The following is a 24077-nucleotide window of genomic DNA, read 5'->3' as shown; positions in this document are numbered from 1 at the left end:
GACATTAAAATATGGGGACTAATTTTTAGTCCCCATATTTTTTGTAACCCCATCAATTGCAATCGTTTCAATACCTTCTTCATTAAAGTTCATTACAATACTGGCGTTATTACGAGTGAAAAAATAGCTACGGCCATTAAGTTCAATAACATAATCGCCTTTTACGGGGTCGCTAAATTGCTGCTTTTTTAAAGTGATCCTATGTTCGCCAATTTGCCATTCAAATTCTTTAATAAACCCATTATTAAATTCTTGCACCCATACTTGGCTGTCATCTTTTGAAAGCGTTATAGCAACTGAATAAGAACTAGGGATCTGCTCCATATTGTAACTTTTAGAGCCAATAATGAATTTTTCAGCTTTTTGTTGCCATTCAAAACCAAATTTAAACTCTTTAACTACACCGGTAGGGTAAGTAATAGAGCCTTTACCTAGTAATGAAAAGTCGGCAAACGCACTATAACTAGGTATTAATAAAGCTAGCGCAGTGATAATTTTTCGTTTTGATTTCATGAGTTATCTTTTTATTATAATAATGATTTAAGATTAAAGTAGAATATTCGTCTTCGCAAGAGGCTATGCTACACTCGAATAAATTTAACTGGTAAGACCTTTTTTGTGAACTTATATATTCGACTTTTATTATTGTTTTTTAAAATTAAACGTAACAAGCAATATCAAAATTTACTTGATACGGTAGATATTGATTACAAAGCTTTACCTACTGATTGTGACATTAATTTACATTTAACAAACTCACGTTACCTTGCGATGATGGACTTATCTCGAACTTGGATGACAGAACGAGTTGGCTTATTAAAGCAAATAATGAAGCGTCGTTGGTTTCCCATTGTTAACGCAACGGCCATAACTTATATCCGCGATATTAAACCCATGCAGCGATATACAATAAGCACCAAGTTAGTGGGCTGGGATCATAAATACTTTTATATTGAGCAAAAGTTTCACTCAGAACGAGGCCTACATGCTATTGCTTATGTACGCGGTGTATTTAAAAGTAAAAAGGGTATTATAAGTATTGAAGAAATGCTTGAGGTTGCTGGTTTTGATGGGCAAACACCTATATTGCCAAGTGAAGTAATGCACTGGAAAGAAATGCTAGAACAGAAAAAGTTAAGTAACCTGCCCTAATCTCTACAAATGAAAAAAAAGGCCTTTCGGCCTTTTAACACACATTGTAATTGGGTAACTATGTACTACTTTATATATGCTTTAAAAGCTGTACCTAACACCAAACATAGCCACAACAGGGTCAAGCTCAACAGTTGATGTAAGCGCTTTTGCACCATTAGCATAAACAGTGGCATCGGTATCAATATCCATAATTGATACCATAGCGTGTAAACCCCAGTTTTTATCAATTTTATAGTTAGCACCTACCTGAGCCATAAAGCCAAACGAATCATCTAACTTTACTTCTACATCGTCTGTTCCTAGTGTTGCTTTAAGTGCTTGAGAGGGTTGCTCATCAAAAAATGCAGTGTAGTTTATGCCTACGCCTATAAAAGGTCTTAGCGCATAGCTTGTATCTAAAAAGTGGTATTGTGCAACCAATGACGGTGGAAGTTGTTTTATATCTGCAATTTTGTTGCCTGCTAAGCCGCCTGCGCCATTTACATCGTGTGAAAACGGTGTTGCTGCTATCAGCTCTAACACCCATTGATCGTTAAATGCATAATCTACGGTGATACCTAGTTGAGTATCTGAATCACCTTTAAGGCCTAGCGTAGGTGCTTCATTAATCGCTGAGCTACTGTTATCAGGGTTTACGTTAATAGCGCCAACATTTACGCTAAAGTTAGCGTGTGCAGCTGGAGAGAGTGCTAATAAAGAGGTTAATAATGCGATGCTAATTTGAGTTTTCATGTTGTTCTCCAAGAACTACTGTTTGATTGGCGCTATTATTACCGAGCAATAAATATGAAAACCTGTTCTAGATCAAAGTTTAAAAAGCATTTGAAGCTTATAAAATATTTTATTGATTTAGATTAATTTTAGTGTCGTTATGCTTTTGTAAAGATTGACATATTTATTTAATTAACAGTCACATGAATATAAGGCAGGCACTGCCTTGCCATAATCTCGTGTTTAACCAAGGGCCTTAATAAACAAGAAAATATGTTTTTAGCAGGGTTCAAAAATAATTAAAACAACTGACACTTAAAAAGTATTGGAAGACTTAAACGCGATTGAGTCGGTATTTATAATGAAATATAAACCGAGTATTTTATAAAGCATAAAATACTCGGTGCACTGACTTTAGTTATCAATAGTTATTCTAAATAACGTTTAGCTTTGTTTTCTTTCACACTTTTAAGATCGACTAATACCAATCCATCAATACAATTATTAAAATCGGGATCAATGCTAAAGCTTAAAAATTGTACACCGCCAGGGTTGCAAAGCTCAGTATATTGTTTAAATAAAGTAGGGACTTGAGCGCCCATATTAGCTAACACATGTTTTAACTCTACAAAATCTTCTTTAACATCGTTTCCATTAAAAAGAATATTGCATTGAGTTAGCTGTTGCTCAGTTAATTTAAGCTCATTATTAGGCGTAGCTAGTTCTATACTGCTTTTATAATAATGTTGATAGTAATAAACGAGCATGGCTTTGGCTTGCTCAGGTAGAGCGTTGGACACGCTTACAGCCCCAAATAAATATCTATACTGTGGGTAGTTTTTTATAAAAGCACCAATACCGTACCATAAATAGTCGAGACTCTTACGTCCCCAATACTTAGGTTGTACAAAACTTCTACCAAGCTCAATACCTTGGTGCAGATAGGGCGTCATAGCGTCGGTGTAAGAAAATAAACTATCGGTATATAAACCTTCACGTCCATGTTTTTGTATTATCTGTTGTGCGCAGGCTAATCGATAAGCACCTACTAGCTCTAGTTGCATAGGGTCCCACAGTACAAGGTGTTGGTAATCCATATCGTATTTATCTATATCACGACGCTTACCGCTTCCTTCACCTACTGCTCTAAATGCAATTTCTCTGAGGCGTCCCAACTCTCTAAAAATAGGTGAACTACCTACATATTGATATAAATGAATGTGCATGCCATCGTGTGTTTTACCCAGAAGCTGACATTGCTCAATTGCTCTTTTTAGTTCTTTTCTACACTCGGGCACAGCAATAGGTGTTTGTGTTTTTAGCGGCAGTGTTTTTTTAGTTGTAAGCCTATAAAGCTGTTTACGGATGAGGTTTACAACTTCTTTATCTTTAAGGTTTTCTATTAAGTAGGACTCAGGAGGGATAGAGGCGCCAATCTCAAACTCTAAAGATTTTTGGCGCTGCTTAAACATTTCTGTCACTAATAATAAACTTGCCAAAGGTTTATAAATCATTGATGTACCATAAAAAAGCGGACTATTTTTGGCTTTAATAAAAATAGGTAAAATTGGGCAGTTGGCTTTTTTTGCCATACGTAAAAAACCGCTATTCCATTTGCAATCCTTAATACCGGTTGGTCCTAGGCGCGACACTTCCCCTGCAGGAAATATAAGTAAGGCACCTCCACCTTTTAAATGGTTTTGTATATTACTAAGCTCTTGCTTTTTACTCATACCAGATAAGTTATCAACAGGGAGTAAAAGAGAGTGCATTGCGCTGACCGACATTAACATGCGGTTTGCGACTACTTTTAAATCTTGCCTTACTGTAGAGAGTACTTTGATAAGTGCTAAAGCATCTAATGAACCAATAGGGTGGTTAGCAACAATAACAAGTTTACCCTCGTTAGGAATATGTTCTATCTGCTTAGGTTTATAGCGCGTATCAAAATTGAGTTCATCAAGTACTTGCTCAACAAATTCTAATCCTTGTAGGTGAGGGTACGTATTACCAAAGGTGATAAACTCTTGTTCATGCAATAAGTAACCTAAGCCCTTTTTTACTAAACCTTTTACTTTTGGAGAGTTCTCTAGTTGTGGTAAGTTTGCTGCAATTACTTTATCAACACTTATCATATTAACCTCATATTCCATTTGGTCTATTCGCTATACATGTAAGATTAAAAAAAGGGTGTGACAGTTACTTTGCAGTAGTGTGACTTTTTAAAGTACTAAATTATAAACTGTGAATTGCTAGGAGAATTTATGTCGGTATTGGTGGCTATAACGGGGCGCAACAACGAAAAGCTAATAACGAAGTTACAAGAGCGATTACCAAATACATTGATAGAGCAATGGCCTGATTGCAAAAACGCAAATAATGTGGATTTTGTACTTGCGTGGAATGCTCCTGAGTCTCTGTGGCCGCAGCTGCCTAACTTAAAAGCTGTGTCGTCATTTGGTGCAGGCGTAGACAGTATCGATTTAACATTACTCGACGAAAGTGTCGAAGTAGTACGTATTGTTGACATGCAACTAGCTGAAGATATGGCGGAATATGTACTTACACATGTCTTAGCTCAAAAATTACGCTTAAAAGAGTATTACACTAAACAAACACAGCAAACATGGAAGCCAAAACGAGCTTTTAGTAATAAACATGTTGGTATACTTGGATTTGGCGAATTAGGTAAAGCATGTGCGCAAAAACTTGTAACTAATGGTTTTAAAGTAAGTGCCTGGGCGCAAAGTAATAAAAACACGACTAATGTCGAGGTTTATTATGGCGATGAAGGACTTAGCGATATGCTTTCTGACGTTGACTACCTTGTATGTCTATTACCCCTTACGCAAGCAACTACAGGCATTATTAATCACTCAATGCTCGCTAAGCTACCTTCACATGCTGTTGTTATTAATGTGGCACGTGGCGCTCATGTGGTTGAGCAAGATTTATTAAATGCATTAAATAGCGATAGCTTACGCGCTGCTACCTTGGATGTTTTTGACCAAGAACCTTTAACGCAGAACCACCCTTACTGGGGAAATCCCAAAATAACACTTACACCACATTGTGCAGCGCTATCTGATTTAAATAGCGTTATAGACCAAATAGCCGATAATATTGAACGTTTGAATAAGGGCTTAGCACTCAATAATTCAGTGGATAGAACAAAAGGTTATTAGCTGATAGCTAATTAGTTTAAAAAACAGCTTGTTAACATTTGTAATTTTCATTAGTGTAAAAGATATTCTCACTAATAAAAATATAAAGAGGGTGTTATGAAATCCAGTCAAAGTGGGGCTAAATTAAGCCTCGTTGTTATTTCAATTATCGTGCTAGGTGTTTCAGCTTGGTTTAATCAGGCTAACGCTGAAGATAGTCCATCTAAAACACAAACCCAAAGTGAATTAACAATAGCAGATTAACCTAGCTTATTAGGTATTTTCGGTTTTCGTCTTTCTTCTCGTTTCTCTCAACAGTACATGCTCAGCACCATTATTGTAGTGGTGCTTTAGTGGCGTTTAATATTGTCCTGATCCAACGTGTTTCTAATATTTTAAAAATTCGCAATAAAAAAGCCCAGCAATGCTGGGCTATTAAATATTCTAAGGAAAAGTTGTTAACTTTGGGTTACATTAAATTGCCCGAATGTATAAACTTTAAACAAGTAAAAAGTGTTGATCAACACTAAACTCATATTTGAAATAACGCTCGACGACATAAGATCTAGGCTAAATGATAAGAACAATAAACCACATGCACTAATGGCGGCAACGCGCAGCAGTGTTATCTGGTTAATAAAGAATGCACCTAAACCTAGTGCAAGTAGTGTAGTATTTAAAAGCCAATCTAGCTCATTTAGCATGGTCGTTTCAATAGTTCAGTTGTTGAAAAAAGGAGCGCCATTATGTTGATCTTTTGCACACCTTTCAACCAAGTAATTTTAAATTTTCAGATTAGTTTTTTTAATGCTAAAAGTAACTGCCAATTGCCGAAAACAAACCATTGTCAGCAATTACTTGATACTTCTGACAGCTCTGTGGTTTTTGTAAATCACTGCATAAATAAAGGGATTCACGGCTAGAATCATAGTTGGGGTGCAAGTTGGAATCAATTAAAGTAGCTCCGTAACCTAAAAGTCCAGGCCAGTAAACACTCTCACTTACCATCCCTAATTTTTTATAGGTGAGCAAGGTTGGTTTTGGAAAAGCTAAAATTATTACAATAACAATGGCCAGAGATATAAATAGCCCCTTTTTTGACTTTGTTTTTTGGCTAGTGCCATTGTTTATGTTTGTTTTTTCCTCTGCGGGTATAGAGCGCTGAGTAGGGCGTTGCGGCTTTCTTTTTTGCGCTGTTTTTTTTCTTGTTGGTGCTTTACCTAGCAACGACTGTTTATTTGGGGTTTTAGACATAAAGCAAATCTGGCCTTTTTTCCGTAGGTCTCTATAATTAAATGAGCAAATTTATATACTAAGCTAATTATTATGATAACTTAAAGTTAGCTTATAGCCTACGAGGAATAAAGATGAATACGCAGCTATCAATTTTAATTGTAGATGACGTTAGCACAGTGCGTAGTTTTTTGAGTCAAACGCTCATGCACTTAGGGATAGATAACGTAAAGGAAGCATCTACTGCCTCACAATGTATTAGTGAGTGCCAGGCTGCAAATTATAATATCATTTTTTTAGACATTGAATTGCCGGACGGCGATGGCAAAGATTTGATTGCGCAAATCAATGAATTAAGCCCTGAGACAAATGTAGTAATGGTATCTGCACATTCAGGTATTGAAAATGTTAAGGATGCAATTGATAAAGGCGCTAAAGGATTTGTAGTGAAGCCGTTTACACCTAAAAAAATAGCGGCAATGCTTAAGAAGTTTTATCCAGACTTGGAAAATGTATGACACCAATCTGTTTAAATATTTATGTCGACTGTTATTAAAGTACGAGATTAAATCTTAGATAAAAAAAAACCGGCAAAAGCCGGTTTTTTATATTCTATCAAAAACAAATTATAGAGCTTTAATCTTAGCTGCTATACGGCTCTTATGACGAGCTGCTTTGTTTTTGTGAATTAGACCCTTAGTTGCGTAACGGTCTAGGATAGGTGTAGCAACAGAAAAAGCTTGCTGTGCAGCTTCTTTATCGCCCGCTTCAATAGCAACAATTACTTTTTTGAAGTAAGTGCGCATCATTGAACGACGGCTTGCGTTGTGCTGACGGTTTTTTTCGCTTGTGATAGCGCGTTTTTTTGCAGACTTGATGTTAGCCAAGGTTTGCTCCTAACAATCTTAAAATAAAGCTTAAATTAAAGGCCGTGGAATATGCCTGTTTCTATCATGGATGTCAATTTAAATTTAACAATCCAAGAAAAACTGCACCATATAACGAGCATCAATTTGCCGCTTTAGCAGTTAATATAGACATTGTAACAAAGCACAGACCCCCAGCCTAGTGCTTTAAAGCGATTTATAAAAAAGACTGTGGCATAATCGCCTATCTTGAGGATTTTTGAGTAGGTTTAAGGTGTCAAAAGGTTTATTTCGCTCTGGTATGATTGTTAGTTGTATGACTATGATATCGCGTATTTTAGGGCTCGTTCGAGATGCTGTCGTTGCCAATTTATTAGGCGCAAGTGCAGCGGCTGATGTTTTTTTATTTGCTAACCGTATTCCTAATTTTTTACGCCGTTTATTTGCAGAAGGTGCCTTCGCACAAGCATTCGTACCGGTGCTAAGTGAAATTAAAGAACAGCAAGGAGACGACAAAGTCAGACTTTTTGTTGCACAAGCAGCAGGCACATTAGGAACCATTTTACTAATTGTCACTATTATAGGTGTTGTTGCTTCTCCTGTTATTGCAGCATTATTTGGTACCGGTTGGTTTATAGATTGGTGGCAAGGCGGACCTAATGCCGAAAAATTTGAACTTGCAAGTTCACTACTTAAACTTACATTCCCTTATTTATTTTTTGTAAGCTTAGTTGCACTTAGTGGTGCGGTAATGAATGTGTATAACCGTTTCGCTGTTGCTGCATTTACACCAGTTTTGCTTAATGTTTCTATTATTACGTGTGCAATTTTTTTACATGATAAATTTTCGGTAGGTGCTTATTCACTTGCCATAGGTGTATTTGTCGGTGGTGTAGTGCAGCTACTATTTCAACTACCGTTCTTGTATCGCGCTAAAATGTTGGCGCGTCCGCGCTGGGCATGGCAAGACGAAAACGTAAAAAAAGTACGAAAACTTATGCTACCGGCTTTGTTTGGTGTCTCTATTAGTCAAATTAATCTGTTGCTCGATACCATGATTGCGTCATTACTGATGACGGGCTCAATTGCATGGCTTTACTATTCAGACCGCTTAATTGAATTTCCGCTGGGGTTATTTGGTATTGGTATTGCGACAGTTATTTTACCGGCGCTTTCTAAACTACATAGCAGTAAAAAAAGTAGCGACTTTCAGCATACTCTCGATTGGGGAGTTCGTTTTGTTATATTTTTAGGCCTGCCAGCAATGATAGGTTTGATGATAATCAGCCCACTTATTATTACCGTGTTGTTCGACCACGGTGCATTTAAAGAAGACAGTATTGATCATGTCAAAGCTGTAAGCTTAGGCGTAGTCGCATATTCGGTCGGACTTGTAAGCTTTATGCTAATAAAAGTACTCGCTCCTGGCTTTTATGCTCGTCAAGATACAAAAACACCGGTGCGTATTGGTATTATTACCTTAGTACTTAATATGGTGTTTAACATTATGCTGGCTCCTTTCATTGGTTATTTAGGGTTGGCACTTGCTACTTCGTTATCGGCTAGCTGCAATGCATTTTTATTATACAGACAGCTTAAAAAAGAAAATGTATACCAGTTCTCATCAATGAGTATGCGTTTTACACTTAAATGTGTTGTTGCAAGTATTGTTATGGGAGCTGTCACATGGTTTGTGAGCAGTTACTATTATTGGGCTACATGGGCCTTTACACAGCAAGTAATATTATTAGTAGCGCTAGTGGCTTTGGCAGGTATTAGCTACTTTGCAATGCTATTTGTGATGGGCGTTAGACTAAATACGATAAAAAGTGTAGCAATTACTGAATCAAACTAAAAAAAAGATTATAATCGGCAACTCTGCGGCTTTAATCATTTTTTAGCCGTAATTAATAGCTCGCTAAACAAGGCATTAGGTGGCATGGAGTTAATTAGAGGTATACACAATATTCGCCCACACCATTTTGGTTGTGTGTTAACTATTGGTAATTTTGACGGCGTTCATTTAGGCCACGCAGAAGTACTAAAAGGTTTACTTAGCGATGCTAAAGCGCATAGTTTGCCTAGCACTGTAATGCTGTTTGAACCCCAGCCACAAGAGTTTTTTGCTAAAAACAATGCCCCTGCACGGTTAACGCGCTTACGAGATAAGTTACGTTTATTGAGTGATTTAGGTATTGAGCGAGTTATTTGCATTAGCTTTAATCAGCAATTTGCAAACATGCATGCTGAGCAATTCGTTAATGAGATTTTGATTAAAAAGTTAGGTGTTAAAGCACTTACTGTTGGTGATGATTTTAAGTTTGGAAAGCAACGCCAAGGTAACTTTCACTTACTTGCTAGCATGGGTAAGCAAGCGGGCATGGATGTAAAAAGCACCGCGAGCTTTCGTCAATTAAATGCTAGAGTAAGCAGCACTTTAATACGAGATGCTTTAGCATCCGGTGACTTAGCGAGTGCTAAAATAATGCTTGGTCACGATTATGCTATTTCTGGGCGTGTTATACATGGTTGGAAAAGAGGACGTGAACTCGGTTTTAGAACGGCAAATATAGCCCTAAAACGCCAAGTGTGTCCTGTCAACGGAGTGTTTGCAGTGCAAGCAACGATTGCAGGAAAACAGATTTTTGGAGTTGCAAATGTAGGCAATAAGCCGACATTTAATGGAACTCGTGCATTATTAGAAGTTCACCTTTTTGATTTTGCACAGGATATTTACGGACAATTTATGCATGTGGAGTTAATAGAAAAACTTCGCGATGAGAAAAAATTCGAGACATTAACACAATTAACGGCGCAAATAGCAACTGATGTTGCTGCCGCTAAGCAGTGTTTTGGTTTAAATCAGGTAGCCGATAGAGACGGAATGTAGGATAAATGAGCGACTATAAACATACTTTGAACTTACCGGAAACACCGTTTCCAATGCGTGGCAATTTGGCACAACGTGAACCAAAAATGCTTAAAGCATGGTATGAGGACGACCTTTATGGTCAAATTCGCAGCGCTAAGAAAGGTAAAAAAACCTTTATTTTGCATGACGGCCCTCCGTATGCAAATGGCGATATCCATTTAGGCCACTCAGTTAATAAAATATTAAAAGATATTATTGTTAAGTCTAAAACATTATCTGACTTTGATTCACCATTAGTTCCAGGTTGGGATTGTCATGGTTTACCAATCGAGTTAATGGTTGAGAAAAAAGTAGGCAAGCCGGGTGTAAAAGTTACTGCGAGTGAGTTTCGTGAAAAATGCCGTGCATACGCTAAAAAACAAGTTGAAGGTCAAAAAGTTGATTTTAAACGTTTAGGCGTATTTGCAGATTGGGATAAGCCATATTTAACAATGAACTTTGACTTTGAAGCGAATGCAATTCGTGTGCTTGGTCGAATTATTGAAAAAGGTCATTTGCATAAAGGCGCCAAGCCTGTGCATTGGTGTACAGACTGTGGCTCTGCATTAGCAGAAGCTGAAGTTGAATACCAAGATAAGCAGTCACCAGCAATCGATGTGCGTTTTACATTTGTTGATCAAGATGCTGTTGTTAGTGCCTTTGATCTGGCTGATGGTCATAAAGGTGAAGGCAGTGTTGGTACTGTTATTTGGACAACAACACCGTGGACGCTTCCTGCAAACCGCGCTGTGGCTGTGCATGCCGATTTAGAGTATGCGTTAGTACAGGTTGAAGATGAAGGCGTACAACAACGCCTAATTTTAGGTTCTGAGCTTGTTAAAGATGCTATGGACCGTTTTGGTTTTAATCACTTTCACGTACTAGGGTATGTAAAAGGTGCAGCGCTTGAAAACTTGCAAGTAGCCCATCCTTTTTATGATTTTAATGTACCAGTGATTGTTGCAGAACACGTAACTACTGATTCAGGTACTGGTGTTGTACATACCGCCCCAGGCCATGGTCAAGAAGATTTCGTGGCAGGCTTAAATTACAACCTTGAAGTGGCTAACCCTGTTGGTGCAAATGGTGTTTATTTACCAGATACCGAACTTTTTGCAGGTCAGCACGTATTCAAGGCGAATGCGAGCGTAATTGAAGTGTTAAAAGAGCGTGGTGCGCTTATGCATCACCATGCGCTTACGCATAGTTACCCACATTGTTGGCGCCACAAAACACCAATCATTTTCCGTGCTACACCGCAGTGGTTTGTAAGTATGGATCAGGCTAACTTACGTCAAGATTCTCTTGCTGAGATTAAAAACACGCAGTGGTTACCAGAGTGGGGTGAAAGCCGTATTTCTAACATGGTTGAAAGCCGCCCAGATTGGTGTATTTCTCGCCAGCGTACTTGGGGCGTTCCTATTGCATTGTTCGTTGATAAAGACACCGGTGCACTTCACCCAAATACACAAGAGTTAATTGCTCAAGCAGCAGAGCTTGTTGAAAAGTCTGGTATACAAGCATGGTACGATTTAGAACCAGCTACTTTACTTGGTGAAGAAGACGCCAAGCAATACATGAAAGTGCAAGATACGCTAGATGTATGGTTTGACTCAGGTGTGTCACACGCTTGTGTAGTAGATGCACGTGAAGACCTGGTTGGTCCAGCTGACTTATACCTTGAAGGTTCTGATCAGCACCGTGGTTGGTTTATGTCATCAATGATGACATCTGTTGCTATTAATGGTCATGCGCCATACCGCCAAGTATTGACTCATGGTTTTACTGTTGATGAAAACGGCCGCAAAATGTCTAAGTCACTAGGTAATGTTATTTCACCACAAAATGTGATGAATAAACTAGGTGCTGACATTCTACGTTTATGGGTGGCTTCTACCGATTACACGGCAGAAATGACTGTGTCGGATGAAATATTTAAACGCTCAGCCGATCGTTACCGCCGTATTCGTAACACCAGCCGTTACTTGCTTGCTAACCTAAATGGTTTTAACCCAGAAACAGATCAAGTAGCTGTTGATGATATGGTTGAGCTTGATAAGTGGATTGTTGGTCGCGCAGCTCAGTTGCAAGACGAGATTTTAGCCGCATACGACAGCTACCAAATGCTATTAGTAACTCAAAAGCTAATGAACTTCTGTACGGGTGAGCTTGGCTCGTTCTATTTAGATGTTATTAAAGATCGTCAATATACAGCTAAGAGTGATAGCCATGCACGTCGTTCTTGTCAAACTGCGCTTTATCATATTGCAGAAGCAATGACGCGTTGGATGGCACCTATTATGAGCTTTACCGCACAAGAAATTTGGGAAGCGTTACCGGGTGAGCGTAGTGACTACGTATTTACATCAGTTTGGTACGATGGCTTACAAGCACCAACAAATAGCCAATTTAGTAACGATGATTGGTTAGAGATTTTAACTGTACGTGACGAAGTAAACCGCTTATTAGAAGCTGCACGTAAAGAAGAAGTCATTGGTGCAACACTTCAAGCAACGGTGAATTTATTTACGGGTAAAGAGCTTGCCGCTAAATTAAACGCGCTTGGTGATGAATTGCGTTTTGTATTGTTAACATCAGCCGTGAATGTTACTGAAGTTGATAGCCAGCCTGCAGATACACAAGCTACCGAAATTGAAGGTTTGTTCATTAGCGTTGCTGCAACAGATGCTGCTAAATGTGAGCGTTGTTGGCATTACAGCGAAGATGTAGGTGTTGAGCCTGCTCATCCTGAAATTTGTGGTCGTTGTGTAAGTAATGTTGACGGCGAAGGTGAAAAGCGTCAATTCGCTTAGGAGTTATTCTTAGTGAGCAAACTAGCCCAAAAAAGTGGTTTAGTGTGGCTTTGGTTGAGTCTATTACTTTTAGTAATAGACTTTGCCAGTAAAACACTTGTTGTAGGGACTATGGCTTATCAAGAGTCTATAAACTTACTCCCTGTTTTTAGTATTACTTATGTACATAACTATGGTGCTGCTTATAGCTTTTTAAGTGAAGCGGGTGGTTGGCAGCGCTGGTTTTTAAGTGCAATTGCCGTTGCTATTAGTGCTTTGCTTGTATGGTGGCTAAAACGCTTACCGGCTACAAATAAAGTACTATGCGGTGCTTATGCATTGGTACTTGCTGGCGCTATTGGTAATTTATACGATCGTATTGCGTATGGTTATGTAATCGACTTTATTCACGTTTTTTATAAAGACTCACATTTTCCTGTATTCAATATTGCCGATTGCGCTATTTGTATTGGCGCAGCATTATTGTTATTTGACGCCTTCACCGGCGAGAGTCCAAAGGAGCATAAAGCATGAGCCAAGCTGTAATTGGTGAAAACTCGCAAGTTATTTTCCATTTTTCTATTAAATTAGAAGATGGCTCTGCCGCTGATTCTACCAAGGTACACAACAAACCTGCTAAATTAACAATGGGTGATGGCAGCTTAACGGCAAACTTCGAAAAGTGTTTATTAGGTTTAACTGCAGGCGAAAGTAAAACGTTTGAATTAGAACCTGAAGATGCTTTTGGTCAGCCAAACCCAGATAATATTTACTATGTTGACCGTAGTAAGTTTGGTCCAGAAACACCAGCTAAGGTAGGTGCAATTATTGCGTTTACTCAACCTGATGGCACTGAGCTTCCTGGTTTAGTTCGCGAAGTGCAAGGTGAGTCGGTAACGATTGATTTTAATCACCCTTTATCTGGCCAGCGTTTAACGTTTGAAGTTGATATTATTGAGGTGGAAGGTTAATGGAAATATTACTAGCTAATCCTCGCGGCTTTTGCGCTGGTGTTGACCGTGCTATTAGTATTGTTGAGCGCGCTTTAGATATTTTTGAAAAGCCAATTTATGTTCGCCACGAAGTAGTACATAACCGCTATGTGGTTGATGGACTAAAAAGTCGTGGTGCGGTATTTGTTGAAGAGCTTGATCAAGTACCTGACGACAGTATTGTTATTTTTAGCGCACATGGCGTATCGCAAGCGGTTCGCAGCGAGGCTAAACGTCGTGATTTAAAAGTATTTGATGCAACGTGTCCGCTTGTAACTAAAGTGCATATGGAAGTTACACGTGCGAGTCGCAAAGGTATTGAGTGTATTTTAATTGGACATCATGGTCACCCTGAGGTAGAGGGAACAATGGGACAATATGATAACTCAGACGGTGGTATTTACCTTGTTGAAACCGTTGATGATGTTGTTGCGCTTAATGTAAAAAATGCTGAAAATCTTTTTTACTGTAGTCAAACGACTTTATCAGTTGATGATACTGCTGATGTTATTGATGCACTACGCAATAAGTTTCCATCAATTGACGGACCTCGTAAAGATGATATTTGTTATGCAACGCAAAATCGTCAGGATGCTGTTCGTGACTTAGCTGACAAAGTTGATGTGCTATTAGTTGTTGGCGCTAAAAACAGCTCTAACTCTAATCGCTTACGTGAACTTGCAGATAAAATGGGCACTGTTGCTTATTTAATTGATGATGCAACTGATGTGCAAGAGCAGTGGGTTTCAGGTTCTAAATCAGTGGGTGTAACTGCGGGTGCATCTGCGCCAGAAGTACTTGTACAACAAGTTATAAGCCGATTAAAAGATCTTGGTGGTACGCAGGTTGTTGAAAACCCAGGCGAAGAAGAGAATATCGTATTTGCTGTTCCTGTAGAGCTACGTTAATTTAAAATTTAGATTATAGGAGAGTCGTTATGAGCAAGTCACTAAAAAATGATGGTTTGCTTTTTTCGGCTCTTTTTAATGAGCGAGGCGTACTAGCTTCGCTTATTGTTTCTCAAGTTATTGCTATTGTTTTAGCCTTTGCACCCAATGTAGAAGGAGATATTTGGCTTCGACTTGGGATCATCAGTTTGTTTATGCATTTAATTGTTTTAGTCGGTACCTCTTCTTTATACTTTTGTAGATTTTTCTTACAAACGCGCACTCAAACTTTTCAATTAAGTTTGTTTTTTATCTTTTTTTTATTATCTACATGCATTTTTAGTATTTTATTTTCCCATTTTGCTTTTGATATAGATGATACAGATAACTTAATTTATTTCACACTTCGCAATTGCATTATAGTGGCTTTGCTGGCGGCTTTATTCGTCCAATTTTTATTAATTCATTTTGAGAAAGAGCAGCAAACTAAAGCGCTTTCTCGAGCTGAGCTTGATGCCTTGCAAGCTAGAATACGTCCTCATTTTTTATATAATAGTTTAAACACCGCTGCAGAGCTTACTCATCATGATGCCGATGCGGCAGAGCAGGCTATTTTAGCATTAGCCGCCTTATCGCAGGCAGCAATGCACTCAGGAAAAAATGTATCTCTTGACGATGAAATAACGCTGAGTAAGCAATATATAGCACTTGAAACATGGCGTTTCGGTAATCGCTTAAGCGTTGATTGGCAAATACCTAATGAACTACCTGCATTGAGCATTCCTTGTTTAACCCTGCAGCCATTAATTGAAAATGCAGTATGCCACGGTGTTGAAACAAGTGAGCATGGTGCAGAAATAAAAGTAGAGCTACATATTACTACCGGCTATATAACCATGATTGTTTCTAACCCTATAACAATTTCTAATGCTCAAACTAGGCCTAATAACGGCATGGCGCTTGAAAATATTCGCCAGCGATTAAATATTTATTATAAAAATAAAGCGCAGCTAACAATTACTAATAAAAATGATGTGTTTAGGGTCAAGGTCGTTATTCCTAAGCTAATTGAGGGCAGTGTATGAACGTACTCATTGTTGATGATGAACCTCTTGCGAGATCGCGCTTAATTCGTTTGTTGGCACATGATAAAAGCATAGTTGTACAAGGCGAGGCAAGTAATGGTAATGAAGCCCTAGTACTGGCTAAAAAGCAAACGCCGGATTTGATTTTTTTAGATGTTGATATGCCTGGTATGAATGGTTTACAAGTTGCTAATGAGCTCAATAGTTTAACTCTACCTCCTGCTATTGTTTTTATAACTGCTCACCCTGAGCATGCCTTCGATGCTTTACAATTAAGCGCTGCAGGTTATTTAGTTAAACCTATTTCAGAGCAATCATTGCAAAAGGTGCTTAAGCAAGTCGGGCGCTTAAATAAAGTACATATTCAAAAACAACAAAATGTAAAAATCTCTTATCAGCTAGCTGGTACTCTACGCAGTGTTGATATAAATGATGTTTTGTATTTTAGTGCCGAAGAAAAGTATACCAAAATGATATTCTGTGGTGGAGAAGCTTTACTTGAACAAAGTCTAAAACAATTAGAGTTACAATTTCCTACACATATTTTGCGAATTCATCGCAATACATTGGTTAATAAACAAAAAGTAATTGCTTTGCATTCAAAAGCGAATGGCAATCATATGATTGAGCTACAAGGGTGCAGTGAGTTATTGCCAGTGAGCCGCCGTGAGCTTAAATTAGTAAAAAATTCGCTTTAGGCTTACCTTGCAATTAACCTCCCCTTGATTTAAATACATTTGAGTCTTAATTATCAACGGTGTTATTGAATAAACAGGTTTAATTAACCGTTTATCAACAAATATAACCGCTTGTCTTAGTCCTCATTGATTCCTCAAATAAATAACATAAACTTAAAATCAGATAATTTTTATTTGGTTTTATTATGCAATCACCTCACGTAAAAGTGCAAAGAGGCTTCACTCTGATTGAAGTGCTAATTGCATTTATTATTCTTAGTTTTGGCCTTTTAGGCGCAGTTGCTTTGCAAGCAAAAGCAAAGCAAGCAAGCTTTGATTCTATGCAGCGTGCTGCTGCAGTTGCACTTGGTAATGATATTGTGCAGCGTATCCGTGCTAACGATACCCCGCAAATAGCTAGCCTATATACCCAAACATTTAATAGCGAAGCCTCAACTAAAACCTCACAGACGTGTTTTACAAGCACTTGTAGCGCAGCGCAAGTTGCAGCTCTAGACCTTGAGCAATGGAAAAGAGCTATAAAAGCAAGGGAAAACACAGGCTCTTTAGATGACGCAACTGTATGTATTGCGGCTACTGCAGTTGCAGGTACAGGTGGTAAAGCATTTAATTTAGAGGTCGTTGTATCTTGGCAAGGGCGTCAAGAGTTTAATGCAAATAGTACGACTGGAGACATCAAGTGTGGAACGGCTGATAAAAAGCGCCGTTTAGTTGTTTTAACTAGTTATATTTACCTTAGGAGCTAACATGAAGCAAAAAGGTTTTACACTTGTAGAAATGATGATTTCATTATTTATTGGTGGGTTAATTTTAGGCGGCGTTATGTTTACCTATATAGGTATGAAAGTAACCACTAAAGATACGATGACTATTGGTGAACTTCAAGAATCAGGACGCCTTGCAATTAACATAATGCAACGTGATATTGAGCAAATTGGCTTTTGGGGCACTTATTATGATGATTCTTTTACTTCGGTAAACACAGAAGCATTATCAAATCCGCTAAATGACTGTTTCGAAGGACTAAATAACGGTAGTTTTCCTGATTTGGCAACTGCGAGTAACTTTAGAACTATTTATGCGAAGGTTGCAGATGCTTCAAAAGAACTAAACTGCGTAACGAGTCCAGTAAAAGGTACCGATATTATTCAGTTAAAGTTTTTACAAGGTGATCAATTAACTGAAGCTGAGACTCAAACGAGTGAAAACTATTTCATAGCGGAGCAAGAGAGAGCTCAATTCAAGCGAGGTGAAATTACAGGAAGTTCTGTTAATGCCTCTATTTGGCCGTATAGCCATCATGTTTATTATATTTCAGAGCAAACATATAAAGTAAATAACAAGAACCTAACTGTACCTGCATTAATGAGAAAACGCTTAGTTGGTGGAAATATCACCACAGAAACTATTATGGAAGGTGTCGAAAACATGCGGTTTGTTTTTGGTCTCGATACAAACAGCGACAATCGTGTAGATACATACCGAAGTATTAAAAGTATGGAGCACACTGATTGGGAAAATCGAAAGGGTATTTTAACAGTACAGGTATTTTTATTAATACGCGCATTGGAGCCAGACCCTGGGGTTAAAATTAAAAACCAAACTTACATATTAGGTGAAGATGAAAACAAGCGTGAATTGAAATTCACAGATAGTTTCAGACGCACAGTGTTTACCACGACTATTCGATTAAATAATGTTGGATCAAATTTATGGCGTATTTAAAACAATCACAGAAAAAGCAGCAGGGTGTAGTACTGATCACCGCTCTAATAATGGTAATTGCAGTGACGGGTATAGCGGTGACTCTTATGAGCAGTAGTAGTATTGATATTAAAATTACCAATGCAGCGCAAGAGCGTGAAGTGGCCGAAAATGAACTTATTGGCGAAGTACAGCGCATGATTTCTGATGAAGCTAATAAAGGTGCGAATAATCAGTTTTTTTTGAGTCCAGATGAAGTCACTTCGATTGCAGCCTCTGATAAAGAAGGCATGGTGATCGCAACACATGATGGTATGCAAAGCAAAATGGTTAATCTAAACAAAGGTGCGCTTGACCTAGAGTGTCCTCGACGCTTTAATTTTACTGCAGGTATATCGTGCAATATGTTACAGGTCGCCACGACAATAGAATATGGCTCTAAAAGTAAGCATGAACTAACCATTGTTACAGGTGTAGCGCAAGAAATGGCTAGCATAAGTAAGGGGATTTAAGATGAAATTTAAATTAAACAAAGTGCTAGCCTCTTTACTTGGCTTAACAATAAGTGCGTCAGTTTATGCTGAAGATATAGAGCTTTATGTTAATCATGATGTGGATGTTGAAGAAAAACCTCGAGTATTACTGATTTTTGATACATCAGGAAGCATGGCTTTTTCATCAAGTACAGGTAGTAATTGTGGGCAATATTCGAGTGGAGGTTGGGTTTTATGTTCTGATAGTCGATTAGCTGCAGCACAGTTTGCGATGAATAAAGTTATTACCGATAACGAAGATACTATCGACTTTGGTTTAATGCGCTTTAAAGCCACAGACGGTGGTTATATAGTTAATGGAGTTGGTAAAGATTCTACAATTATACGAAATTCACTTGCTGCTTTACCTGCTGCTGGCGGTACTCCTTTGACAGAAACCCTTTGGGAAGCTTATTTATATATTACAGGGCAAAAAGTTCAATATGGCTTAGAGGCCACAATTCTTGAACGTGATACGAGTGTCGAGTTAAGAACTGGAAGTGAGTTTACACAGCTTGAATGTGGTTGGGTTAGAAATAGAGGTCGCTGGAGTTATGAGTGTGAAAATGTAACTACAAATAATTATGAGTATACTTACATATCGCCCTTTGCAGATAGCACCGCTGAGGCTAAGCGCTGCGACAACTCGATAAATATCATTTATATGACCGATGGCGACCCATCTGGTGATAATGATAGTGACAGCCAAATTAGTGCAGAGCATGAGAAGTACTTTGGGGAAGGATTAAACTGGAATACGGATAGTTACTACAGTAGTTACCTACACCAAATGGCTAAAATTATTCATGGTACAAGTGATACTACTGTTGATTTATACCCGTCGACTCCCGATATTCATGAAACAGGCCGTTTATATACTATCGGTTTTGGCTCTGGTATGAGCGCGAGTGGACAAGAGCTTTTACGTAGGGCCGCTTCTTTAGGTGGTGGTGAAAACTTGCCCGCAAGTACGCCAGATGAGCTTTCTGAATCATTAAACAGTGCAATTTCTCGTATTCGTGAAGTAAATGATAGCTTTTCATCGCCGTCCGTTGCTAGTAACAACGTAGATCAAACCCGTAGTCGAGATGCTATTTATTTTGCAATGTTTTACCCAGAGACAAATACCCGCTGGGGCGGTAACTTAAAAAAGTTAAAGGTATCGGGTAGTAACATAGTTGATTCAACAGGCAATGTAGCGCTTGATTCTAATGGTTTGATAGACACTGATGCAAAAACATTTTGGCTTCCTGATGGTAAGTCAGCAGATGGGAACTTAGTAGCACAAGGTGGCGTTAATTATCAACTAAGTACCTTAACAGGAACCAACGCAGAAGAACGAAGAACACTATATACAGATAAACAAGGCGATATAGTACGATTTACTACATCGATTGTTAGTGACATTCTTGATTTAATAACTAATAACCCAATTAGCTTATCTAGTTCAGATATTAAATGGGCTATGGGTATTGATGTTGATGATGAAGATAACGATAACGATACCACGGATCAAAGAGATGATATTTTTGGTGATCCTCTGCATTCAAAGCCTGTTGCGCTTGATTACGGTAATGATGATATTCGTATTCTTATTGGTACCAATGCTGGCTTTTTGCATATGTTTAAAGACGATGATACAAATAATGAAGTATCTGAAAGCTGGGCATTTATACCCTCAGATCTGTACAGCATTATTCAACCGCTGCGCAACAAAGAAACGGGTAAAAAATATGGTATGGATGGTCCAATCAGCGTTTATTTTAATAATAAAAACTTAAATAGCGATGGTTTAAACGACGGGATTATTGATGCGAGTGGTGATGATGAAGTATGGGCTTTTGCAGGAATGCGTCGAGGTGGTAAAAACTACTACGCACTGGATATAACAAATCCCGATCAGCCTAAAAAACTATGGAGCGCACCAATAGAAGGCGGAAAAGGTGATTTTAAAGAGCTTGCGCAAACATGGTCAAAACCGCAAATAGCCTACATTAAAGCATTTGGTGACAAGCCTTTATTAATTTTTGGTGCTGGGTACGATACAAACAAAGATGCGGTGATTAAAAGTGAAGATAGTACAGGGCGAGGTATTTACATTGTTGAAGCCGAAACAGGTAAAAGAGTATGGGCATTAACACCCGATATTAATGGCTTTAAAGGTAAGCATAGTATTGCTGCAGATATTACCACGCTTGACTCAGATTATGATGGATATATAGACCGAATTTATGCGGCAGATACTGGTGGAGATATTTGGCGTATAGATATGCCAGGCACTAGTACTAGTGAATTTAGTCACTTTAAATTAGCTGAGCTTGGCAGTAATAAAGCAACTGAGGACAGACGCTTTTTTTACAAACCACTCGTTGCACGAACCATTTATAGTAAAGTAAGCGAGACAACCGTTGATGGTAGTACCGTTATAACACGCTTAGATACGCCGTATGATGCAATAGTTATTGGTAGTGGTAACCGCTCAAAACCAACCGGTACCAATGAAAAAGATCAACTGTTTATGATCAGAGATGAAAATACAGTTACTAAATCATATAAAACGAATGCACCGGATACTATTGTACCTGCTGATTTGATGCAAATGAATTCAGACCCATTTGGTAATGCTCTAGATGACGTTGATGATTTTGTTGACTTAGAAGTCGACTTGGCTAAATTTAATGGTTGGAGATATGAGTTAGGAACGGGTGAAAAATCACTAGCTGCTGCTACAGTTGTTGGAGGTGTTGCTTATTTTACAAGTTTCACACCTGCATCAGATACATCGACTGAAAACCAATGTTCCCTAAGTGGTGGTGGTGGTTCTTTATACGCATTTCACCTACATTATGGTACGAAAGTGTATGACGATCTTAAATTTACAACCAGCTATGATGTACCAGATACACCTCAGTTATACTTTGGCGAAGGCCCCTCATGCGTAGATGGTAATGGAGATGGTAAGTGTGATGACAACCCAACAGTTGACGTAACACAAGAAAGTCAGTTTTATCTAATTGGGCCGGGTATCAAAGGTGAAAATGCTGAAAACCCAATGAAGCCTGTTGAGATAAAGGGCCCCGGCTTAACAATTGTTGATGGTAAAGTTGTATTGGTTAATGACAATGCTGTAGGGTTTGGCTTTAAAACTCAACAAACATATATCTATAAACGTGAAGAAAATGACGAAGTTAATAATTAAGGAAATTAAATGAAGAAACAACATGGGTTTACCTTAATTGAGCTGATGATAGCGGTTGCAATTGTAGGCATACTTGCTTCAATTGCATTGCCCAATTATACAGAATATGTAAAGCGTGCTTCGCGCGCTGAAGCTGCTGCAGCATTGTTAGATGCTGCAAACAAAGAGGAGCAATATTTTGTAGATAATCGTGAGTATACGCAATCCTTTACTGACTTAGGGCTACAAAGTAAAACCGAAAATGGTCACTTTGAACTATCTATCAGCGTAGTTGATAGTAATACCTTCACTATTACAGCTAAGCCTATAGACGGTGCTGTAAAAGGAGATACTGATTGTAAAGAGCTTTCAATCACTGATATTGGTCTCAAAGGTGCAAAAGGGTCTAAAGGAGACACCGATATTGGTTATTGCTGGGGTCGATAGCCTAGATTACTTCTTCTGGCACTTATCAGTTGATTTAATACGTATTCTGCCAGTTTGACTTACTGATAAGGCCAACCCCTCGAGGTTGGCCTTATTGCTGTTGGGGCAATATATAAAAGTACCATTTTGAAAACCATTCAAAGAACCATCAGGACGAAACGTAATTGCGCTGCGAGGGTATTTAAGACTGTCAGCTTCATGGATCTCCTCAAAAGTACTTAAGAGTAGTTCATCATCATCTAACGAGGTTGATTTATCTTTGTCGATAAAGAGTGACATTTGGCCATTCCACTCGTCCTTTGTACATTGACTGTCTTTTAGTGCACAAAGCGTGACGTAAGTAGTATTTTCAATGGCATATAAACGGCCATAATTTATATTTCGGTGTAGGAGGTTTACGTGGTTATCTAAGCGGTTTTTAGCTAAAAAATCTGGGTAAAACCACATAGATAATTGGCTGATAATACTGACAACAGCCATAGATACCATTAATTCGAGAAGTGTTACTCCCTTACTTTTTGATATTGATAATCTCATCCTTGAAGACCTGAGTTAATAAATGATTAACTCAGTCTAGTAAATGATACAAATATGACAAGATATAATTGTACGTTTTTTAATCGCACTTTTCAGTGGTGTCACCAAGGTAGAAAGCAGTACCAGATACTGATACATTCAGCGCTTTATTGTTTTCATTGTCATTATTAGGGCAGTATACAAAACCAGCAAAGTTACCGCTGGTGTTTAGGTTTGTTGTAATGCGGCCACTAGTATTAAAGCGAAGGCTACTATCACCAGTAAATTTAACCTTGTCTATACTATTTATCTGCTCCATGGTGCGTAAAATAGTATCTTCTTTCCAGTTATATATTCCGTTATTATTAGTATCTACAAAGAGAGTTATGATTGAATCCTCCCCCCATGAACTTTGACATTTAAAGTATCTATTAATCTCAACTTTACTTATAGGAGCAGGGCATATGATAACAATTTCATCCGTACTTGCAGCTTGAGCACGGGCGTAGCTAATATTTCTTTTTAATTCCAACAAAAAATTCTCAGCTCTATTTTCTTCTAGCATATCGCTGCTATTCCAAATCGCAATTGATGCAATAATGCCAACGATAGCAACGGTTACCATGAGTTCTAAAAGGGTGAACCCGTTTTGTTTGTTTTTCATATTAATCTCATTTACTGCTAGTCATTTAAGTATAGCTATTTTTATATAATAAATTATACCACGATCGGTTGTTTTATCACCGTAATTCAATTGCTTTGTTTGCTATGAACACTATGATTGTCTAAAATCGAGGCAACTGAAGCTTTCAAAAGTAATTAATATGAAAAAAATAGAAGCAATTATCAAACCTTTTAAGTTAGACGATGTGCGTGAAGCGTTGTCAGATGTGGGTATTACGGGGATGACGGTAAGCGAAGTTAAAGGCTTTGGGCGTCAAAAAGGTCACACTGAGCTATATCGTGGCGCAGAGTATATGGTCGATTTTTTACCTAAAGTAAAACTTGATATTGTATTGACTGATGAAGATGTAGACCGTGCAATTGAAGTTATTGTAAAAACGGCGCAAACAGGAAAAATCGGTGATGGTAAAATATTTGTCACAGATGTTGAGCGTGTAATACGTATTCGTACTGCAGAGGAAGATGAAGAAGCGATTTAAGCTTGTTTTTCTATGTAGTTAAAAGGCGCTTTAGTAAGCGCC

At 38.2% G+C, this 24077-nt stretch carries 26 protein-coding genes; 18 read left to right on the top strand and 8 right to left on the bottom strand.

The annotated features are described in order from the left end of the window. Positions 1–18: 18 nt before the first annotated feature. A complete protein-coding gene (locus tag H5159_RS09830; RefSeq protein WP_182780214.1) occupies positions 19–513 on the bottom strand; it encodes a hypothetical protein in 495 nt (164 codons plus the stop codon). Positions 514–618: 105 nt separating this feature from the next. Between H5159_RS09830 and H5159_RS09825 the strand changes: the two genes are divergently transcribed. Continuing rightward, on the top strand, positions 619–1152 hold the full coding sequence (locus H5159_RS09825) for a thioesterase family protein (RefSeq protein ID WP_002958217.1): 534 nt from the start codon (positions 619–621) through the stop codon (positions 1150–1152). Between the two features lie 81 nt (positions 1153–1233). Here H5159_RS09825 and H5159_RS09820 read toward each other — a convergent pair whose 3' ends face one another. Together H5159_RS09820 and H5159_RS09815 are read right to left on the bottom strand one after the other, a co-directional pair. Continuing rightward, positions 1234–1887: an OmpW family protein gene (locus H5159_RS09820; RefSeq protein WP_039487096.1), complete on the bottom strand. Its 654-nt coding sequence runs from the start codon at positions 1885–1887 to the stop codon at positions 1234–1236. A gap of 407 nt (positions 1888–2294) precedes the next feature. Then, a complete protein-coding gene (locus tag H5159_RS09815; protein WP_182737353.1) occupies positions 2295–4001 on the bottom strand; it encodes a lysophospholipid acyltransferase family protein in 1707 nt (568 codons plus the stop codon). A 129-nt stretch (positions 4002–4130) separates the two neighbouring features. Between H5159_RS09815 and H5159_RS09810 the strand changes: the two genes are divergently transcribed. Next, positions 4131–5051, top strand: a complete 921-nt coding sequence (locus H5159_RS09810) for a glyoxylate/hydroxypyruvate reductase A (protein WP_024596628.1) — start codon at positions 4131–4133, stop codon at positions 5049–5051. A gap of 96 nt (positions 5052–5147) precedes the next feature. Further along, on the top strand, positions 5148–5294 hold the full coding sequence (locus H5159_RS09805) for a hypothetical protein (RefSeq protein ID WP_002958221.1): 147 nt from the start codon (positions 5148–5150) through the stop codon (positions 5292–5294). 194 nt (positions 5295–5488) lie between these two features. Here the strand turns inward: H5159_RS09805 and H5159_RS09800 are convergent, their stop codons facing one another. Together H5159_RS09800 and H5159_RS09795 are read right to left on the bottom strand one after the other, a co-directional pair. After that, positions 5489–5734: a hypothetical protein gene (locus H5159_RS09800; RefSeq protein WP_002958222.1), complete on the bottom strand. Its 246-nt coding sequence runs from the start codon at positions 5732–5734 to the stop codon at positions 5489–5491. Between the two features lie 106 nt (positions 5735–5840). Next, positions 5841–6284, bottom strand: a complete 444-nt coding sequence (locus H5159_RS09795) for a hypothetical protein (RefSeq protein ID WP_024603734.1) — start codon at positions 6282–6284, stop codon at positions 5841–5843. A gap of 113 nt (positions 6285–6397) precedes the next feature. Between H5159_RS09795 and H5159_RS09790 the strand changes: the two genes are divergently transcribed. Continuing rightward, entirely contained in the window at positions 6398–6781 is a 384-nt protein-coding gene (locus tag H5159_RS09790; RefSeq protein WP_002958224.1) for a response regulator, read from the top strand. A 108-nt stretch (positions 6782–6889) separates the two neighbouring features. Here the strand turns inward: H5159_RS09790 and rpsT are convergent, their stop codons facing one another. Beyond that, complete coding sequence (rpsT, locus tag H5159_RS09785; RefSeq protein WP_002958225.1) at positions 6890–7150, bottom strand: 30S ribosomal protein S20; 261 nt, start codon at positions 7148–7150, stop codon at positions 6890–6892. Between the two features lie 295 nt (positions 7151–7445). Here rpsT and murJ point away from each other — a divergent pair, with 295 nt between their 5' ends. The 13 genes from murJ to H5159_RS09720 all read left to right on the top strand — a co-directional run bounded on the left by murJ (position 7446) and on the right by H5159_RS09720 (position 22356). After that, complete coding sequence (murJ, locus tag H5159_RS09780) at positions 7446–8984, top strand: murein biosynthesis integral membrane protein MurJ (RefSeq protein ID WP_370660919.1); 1539 nt, start codon at positions 7446–7448, stop codon at positions 8982–8984. Between the two features lie 84 nt (positions 8985–9068). After that, positions 9069–10019: a bifunctional riboflavin kinase/FAD synthetase gene (gene ribF, locus H5159_RS09775; protein ID WP_024596625.1), complete on the top strand. Its 951-nt coding sequence runs from the start codon at positions 9069–9071 to the stop codon at positions 10017–10019. 5 nt (positions 10020–10024) lie between these two features. After that, entirely contained in the window at positions 10025–12853 is a 2829-nt protein-coding gene (gene ileS, locus H5159_RS09770; protein ID WP_182670890.1) for an isoleucine--tRNA ligase, read from the top strand. A 12-nt stretch (positions 12854–12865) separates the two neighbouring features. Further along, positions 12866–13366 carry a signal peptidase II gene (lspA, locus tag H5159_RS09765; protein WP_002958230.1) on the top strand — a complete coding sequence of 167 codons (501 nt, stop codon included), beginning with the start codon at positions 12866–12868 and terminating at the stop codon, positions 13364–13366. Beyond that, positions 13363–13803, top strand: a complete 441-nt coding sequence (gene fkpB, locus H5159_RS09760) for an FKBP-type peptidyl-prolyl cis-trans isomerase (RefSeq protein WP_002958231.1) — start codon at positions 13363–13365, stop codon at positions 13801–13803. Before lspA ends, fkpB begins: the two co-directional genes overlap by 4 nt. Then, positions 13803–14732 (top strand): 4-hydroxy-3-methylbut-2-enyl diphosphate reductase, encoded by a 930-nt coding sequence (ispH, locus tag H5159_RS09755; RefSeq protein ID WP_002958232.1) that lies wholly within the window; start codon positions 13803–13805, stop codon positions 14730–14732. The genes fkpB and ispH overlap by 1 nt, the downstream gene beginning before the upstream one ends. A gap of 29 nt (positions 14733–14761) precedes the next feature. Next, positions 14762–15796, top strand: coding sequence for a sensor histidine kinase (locus H5159_RS09750; RefSeq protein WP_002958233.1), 1035 nt, complete (start codon positions 14762–14764; stop codon positions 15794–15796). Beyond that, on the top strand, positions 15793–16494 hold the full coding sequence (locus H5159_RS09745) for a LytTR family DNA-binding domain-containing protein (protein ID WP_024596571.1): 702 nt from the start codon (positions 15793–15795) through the stop codon (positions 16492–16494). Before H5159_RS09750 ends, H5159_RS09745 begins: the two co-directional genes overlap by 4 nt. A gap of 185 nt (positions 16495–16679) precedes the next feature. Further along, a complete protein-coding gene (pilV, locus tag H5159_RS09740; RefSeq protein WP_024596572.1) occupies positions 16680–17240 on the top strand; it encodes a type IV pilus modification protein PilV in 561 nt (186 codons plus the stop codon). Position 17241: 1 nt separating this feature from the next. Then, positions 17242–18219, top strand: coding sequence for a PilW family protein (locus H5159_RS09735; protein WP_182712589.1), 978 nt, complete (start codon positions 17242–17244; stop codon positions 18217–18219). Beyond that, entirely contained in the window at positions 18207–18710 is a 504-nt protein-coding gene (locus H5159_RS09730) for a hypothetical protein (RefSeq protein WP_024596574.1), read from the top strand. The genes H5159_RS09735 and H5159_RS09730 overlap by 13 nt, the downstream gene beginning before the upstream one ends. Position 18711: 1 nt before the next feature. Next, positions 18712–21930, top strand: a complete 3219-nt coding sequence (locus H5159_RS09725; RefSeq protein ID WP_182780213.1) for a PilC/PilY family type IV pilus protein — start codon at positions 18712–18714, stop codon at positions 21928–21930. A 9-nt stretch (positions 21931–21939) separates the two neighbouring features. Beyond that, positions 21940–22356: a type IV pilin protein gene (locus H5159_RS09720; protein ID WP_024596576.1), complete on the top strand. Its 417-nt coding sequence runs from the start codon at positions 21940–21942 to the stop codon at positions 22354–22356. Positions 22357–22362: 6 nt separating this feature from the next. Here H5159_RS09720 and H5159_RS09715 read toward each other — a convergent pair whose 3' ends face one another. Next, complete coding sequence (locus H5159_RS09715) at positions 22363–22893, bottom strand: GspH/FimT family pseudopilin (RefSeq protein WP_024596577.1); 531 nt, start codon at positions 22891–22893, stop codon at positions 22363–22365. A gap of 79 nt (positions 22894–22972) precedes the next feature. Then, positions 22973–23536: a GspH/FimT family pseudopilin gene (locus H5159_RS09710; RefSeq protein WP_165723617.1), complete on the bottom strand. Its 564-nt coding sequence runs from the start codon at positions 23534–23536 to the stop codon at positions 22973–22975. Between the two features lie 160 nt (positions 23537–23696). On the opposite strand from H5159_RS09710, the gene glnB reads away from it, so the two are divergent. Beyond that, positions 23697–24035: a nitrogen regulatory protein P-II gene (gene glnB, locus H5159_RS09705; RefSeq protein ID WP_002962211.1), complete on the top strand. Its 339-nt coding sequence runs from the start codon at positions 23697–23699 to the stop codon at positions 24033–24035. The last annotated feature ends 42 nt before the right edge of the window (positions 24036–24077 follow it).

The organism is Pseudoalteromonas sp. SG43-1 (assembly GCF_014164415.1).
GTDB classification, from domain to species: domain Bacteria; phylum Pseudomonadota; class Gammaproteobacteria; order Enterobacterales; family Alteromonadaceae; genus Pseudoalteromonas; species Pseudoalteromonas distincta.
This window is presented reverse-complemented; position numbering and strand designations above follow the sequence as displayed.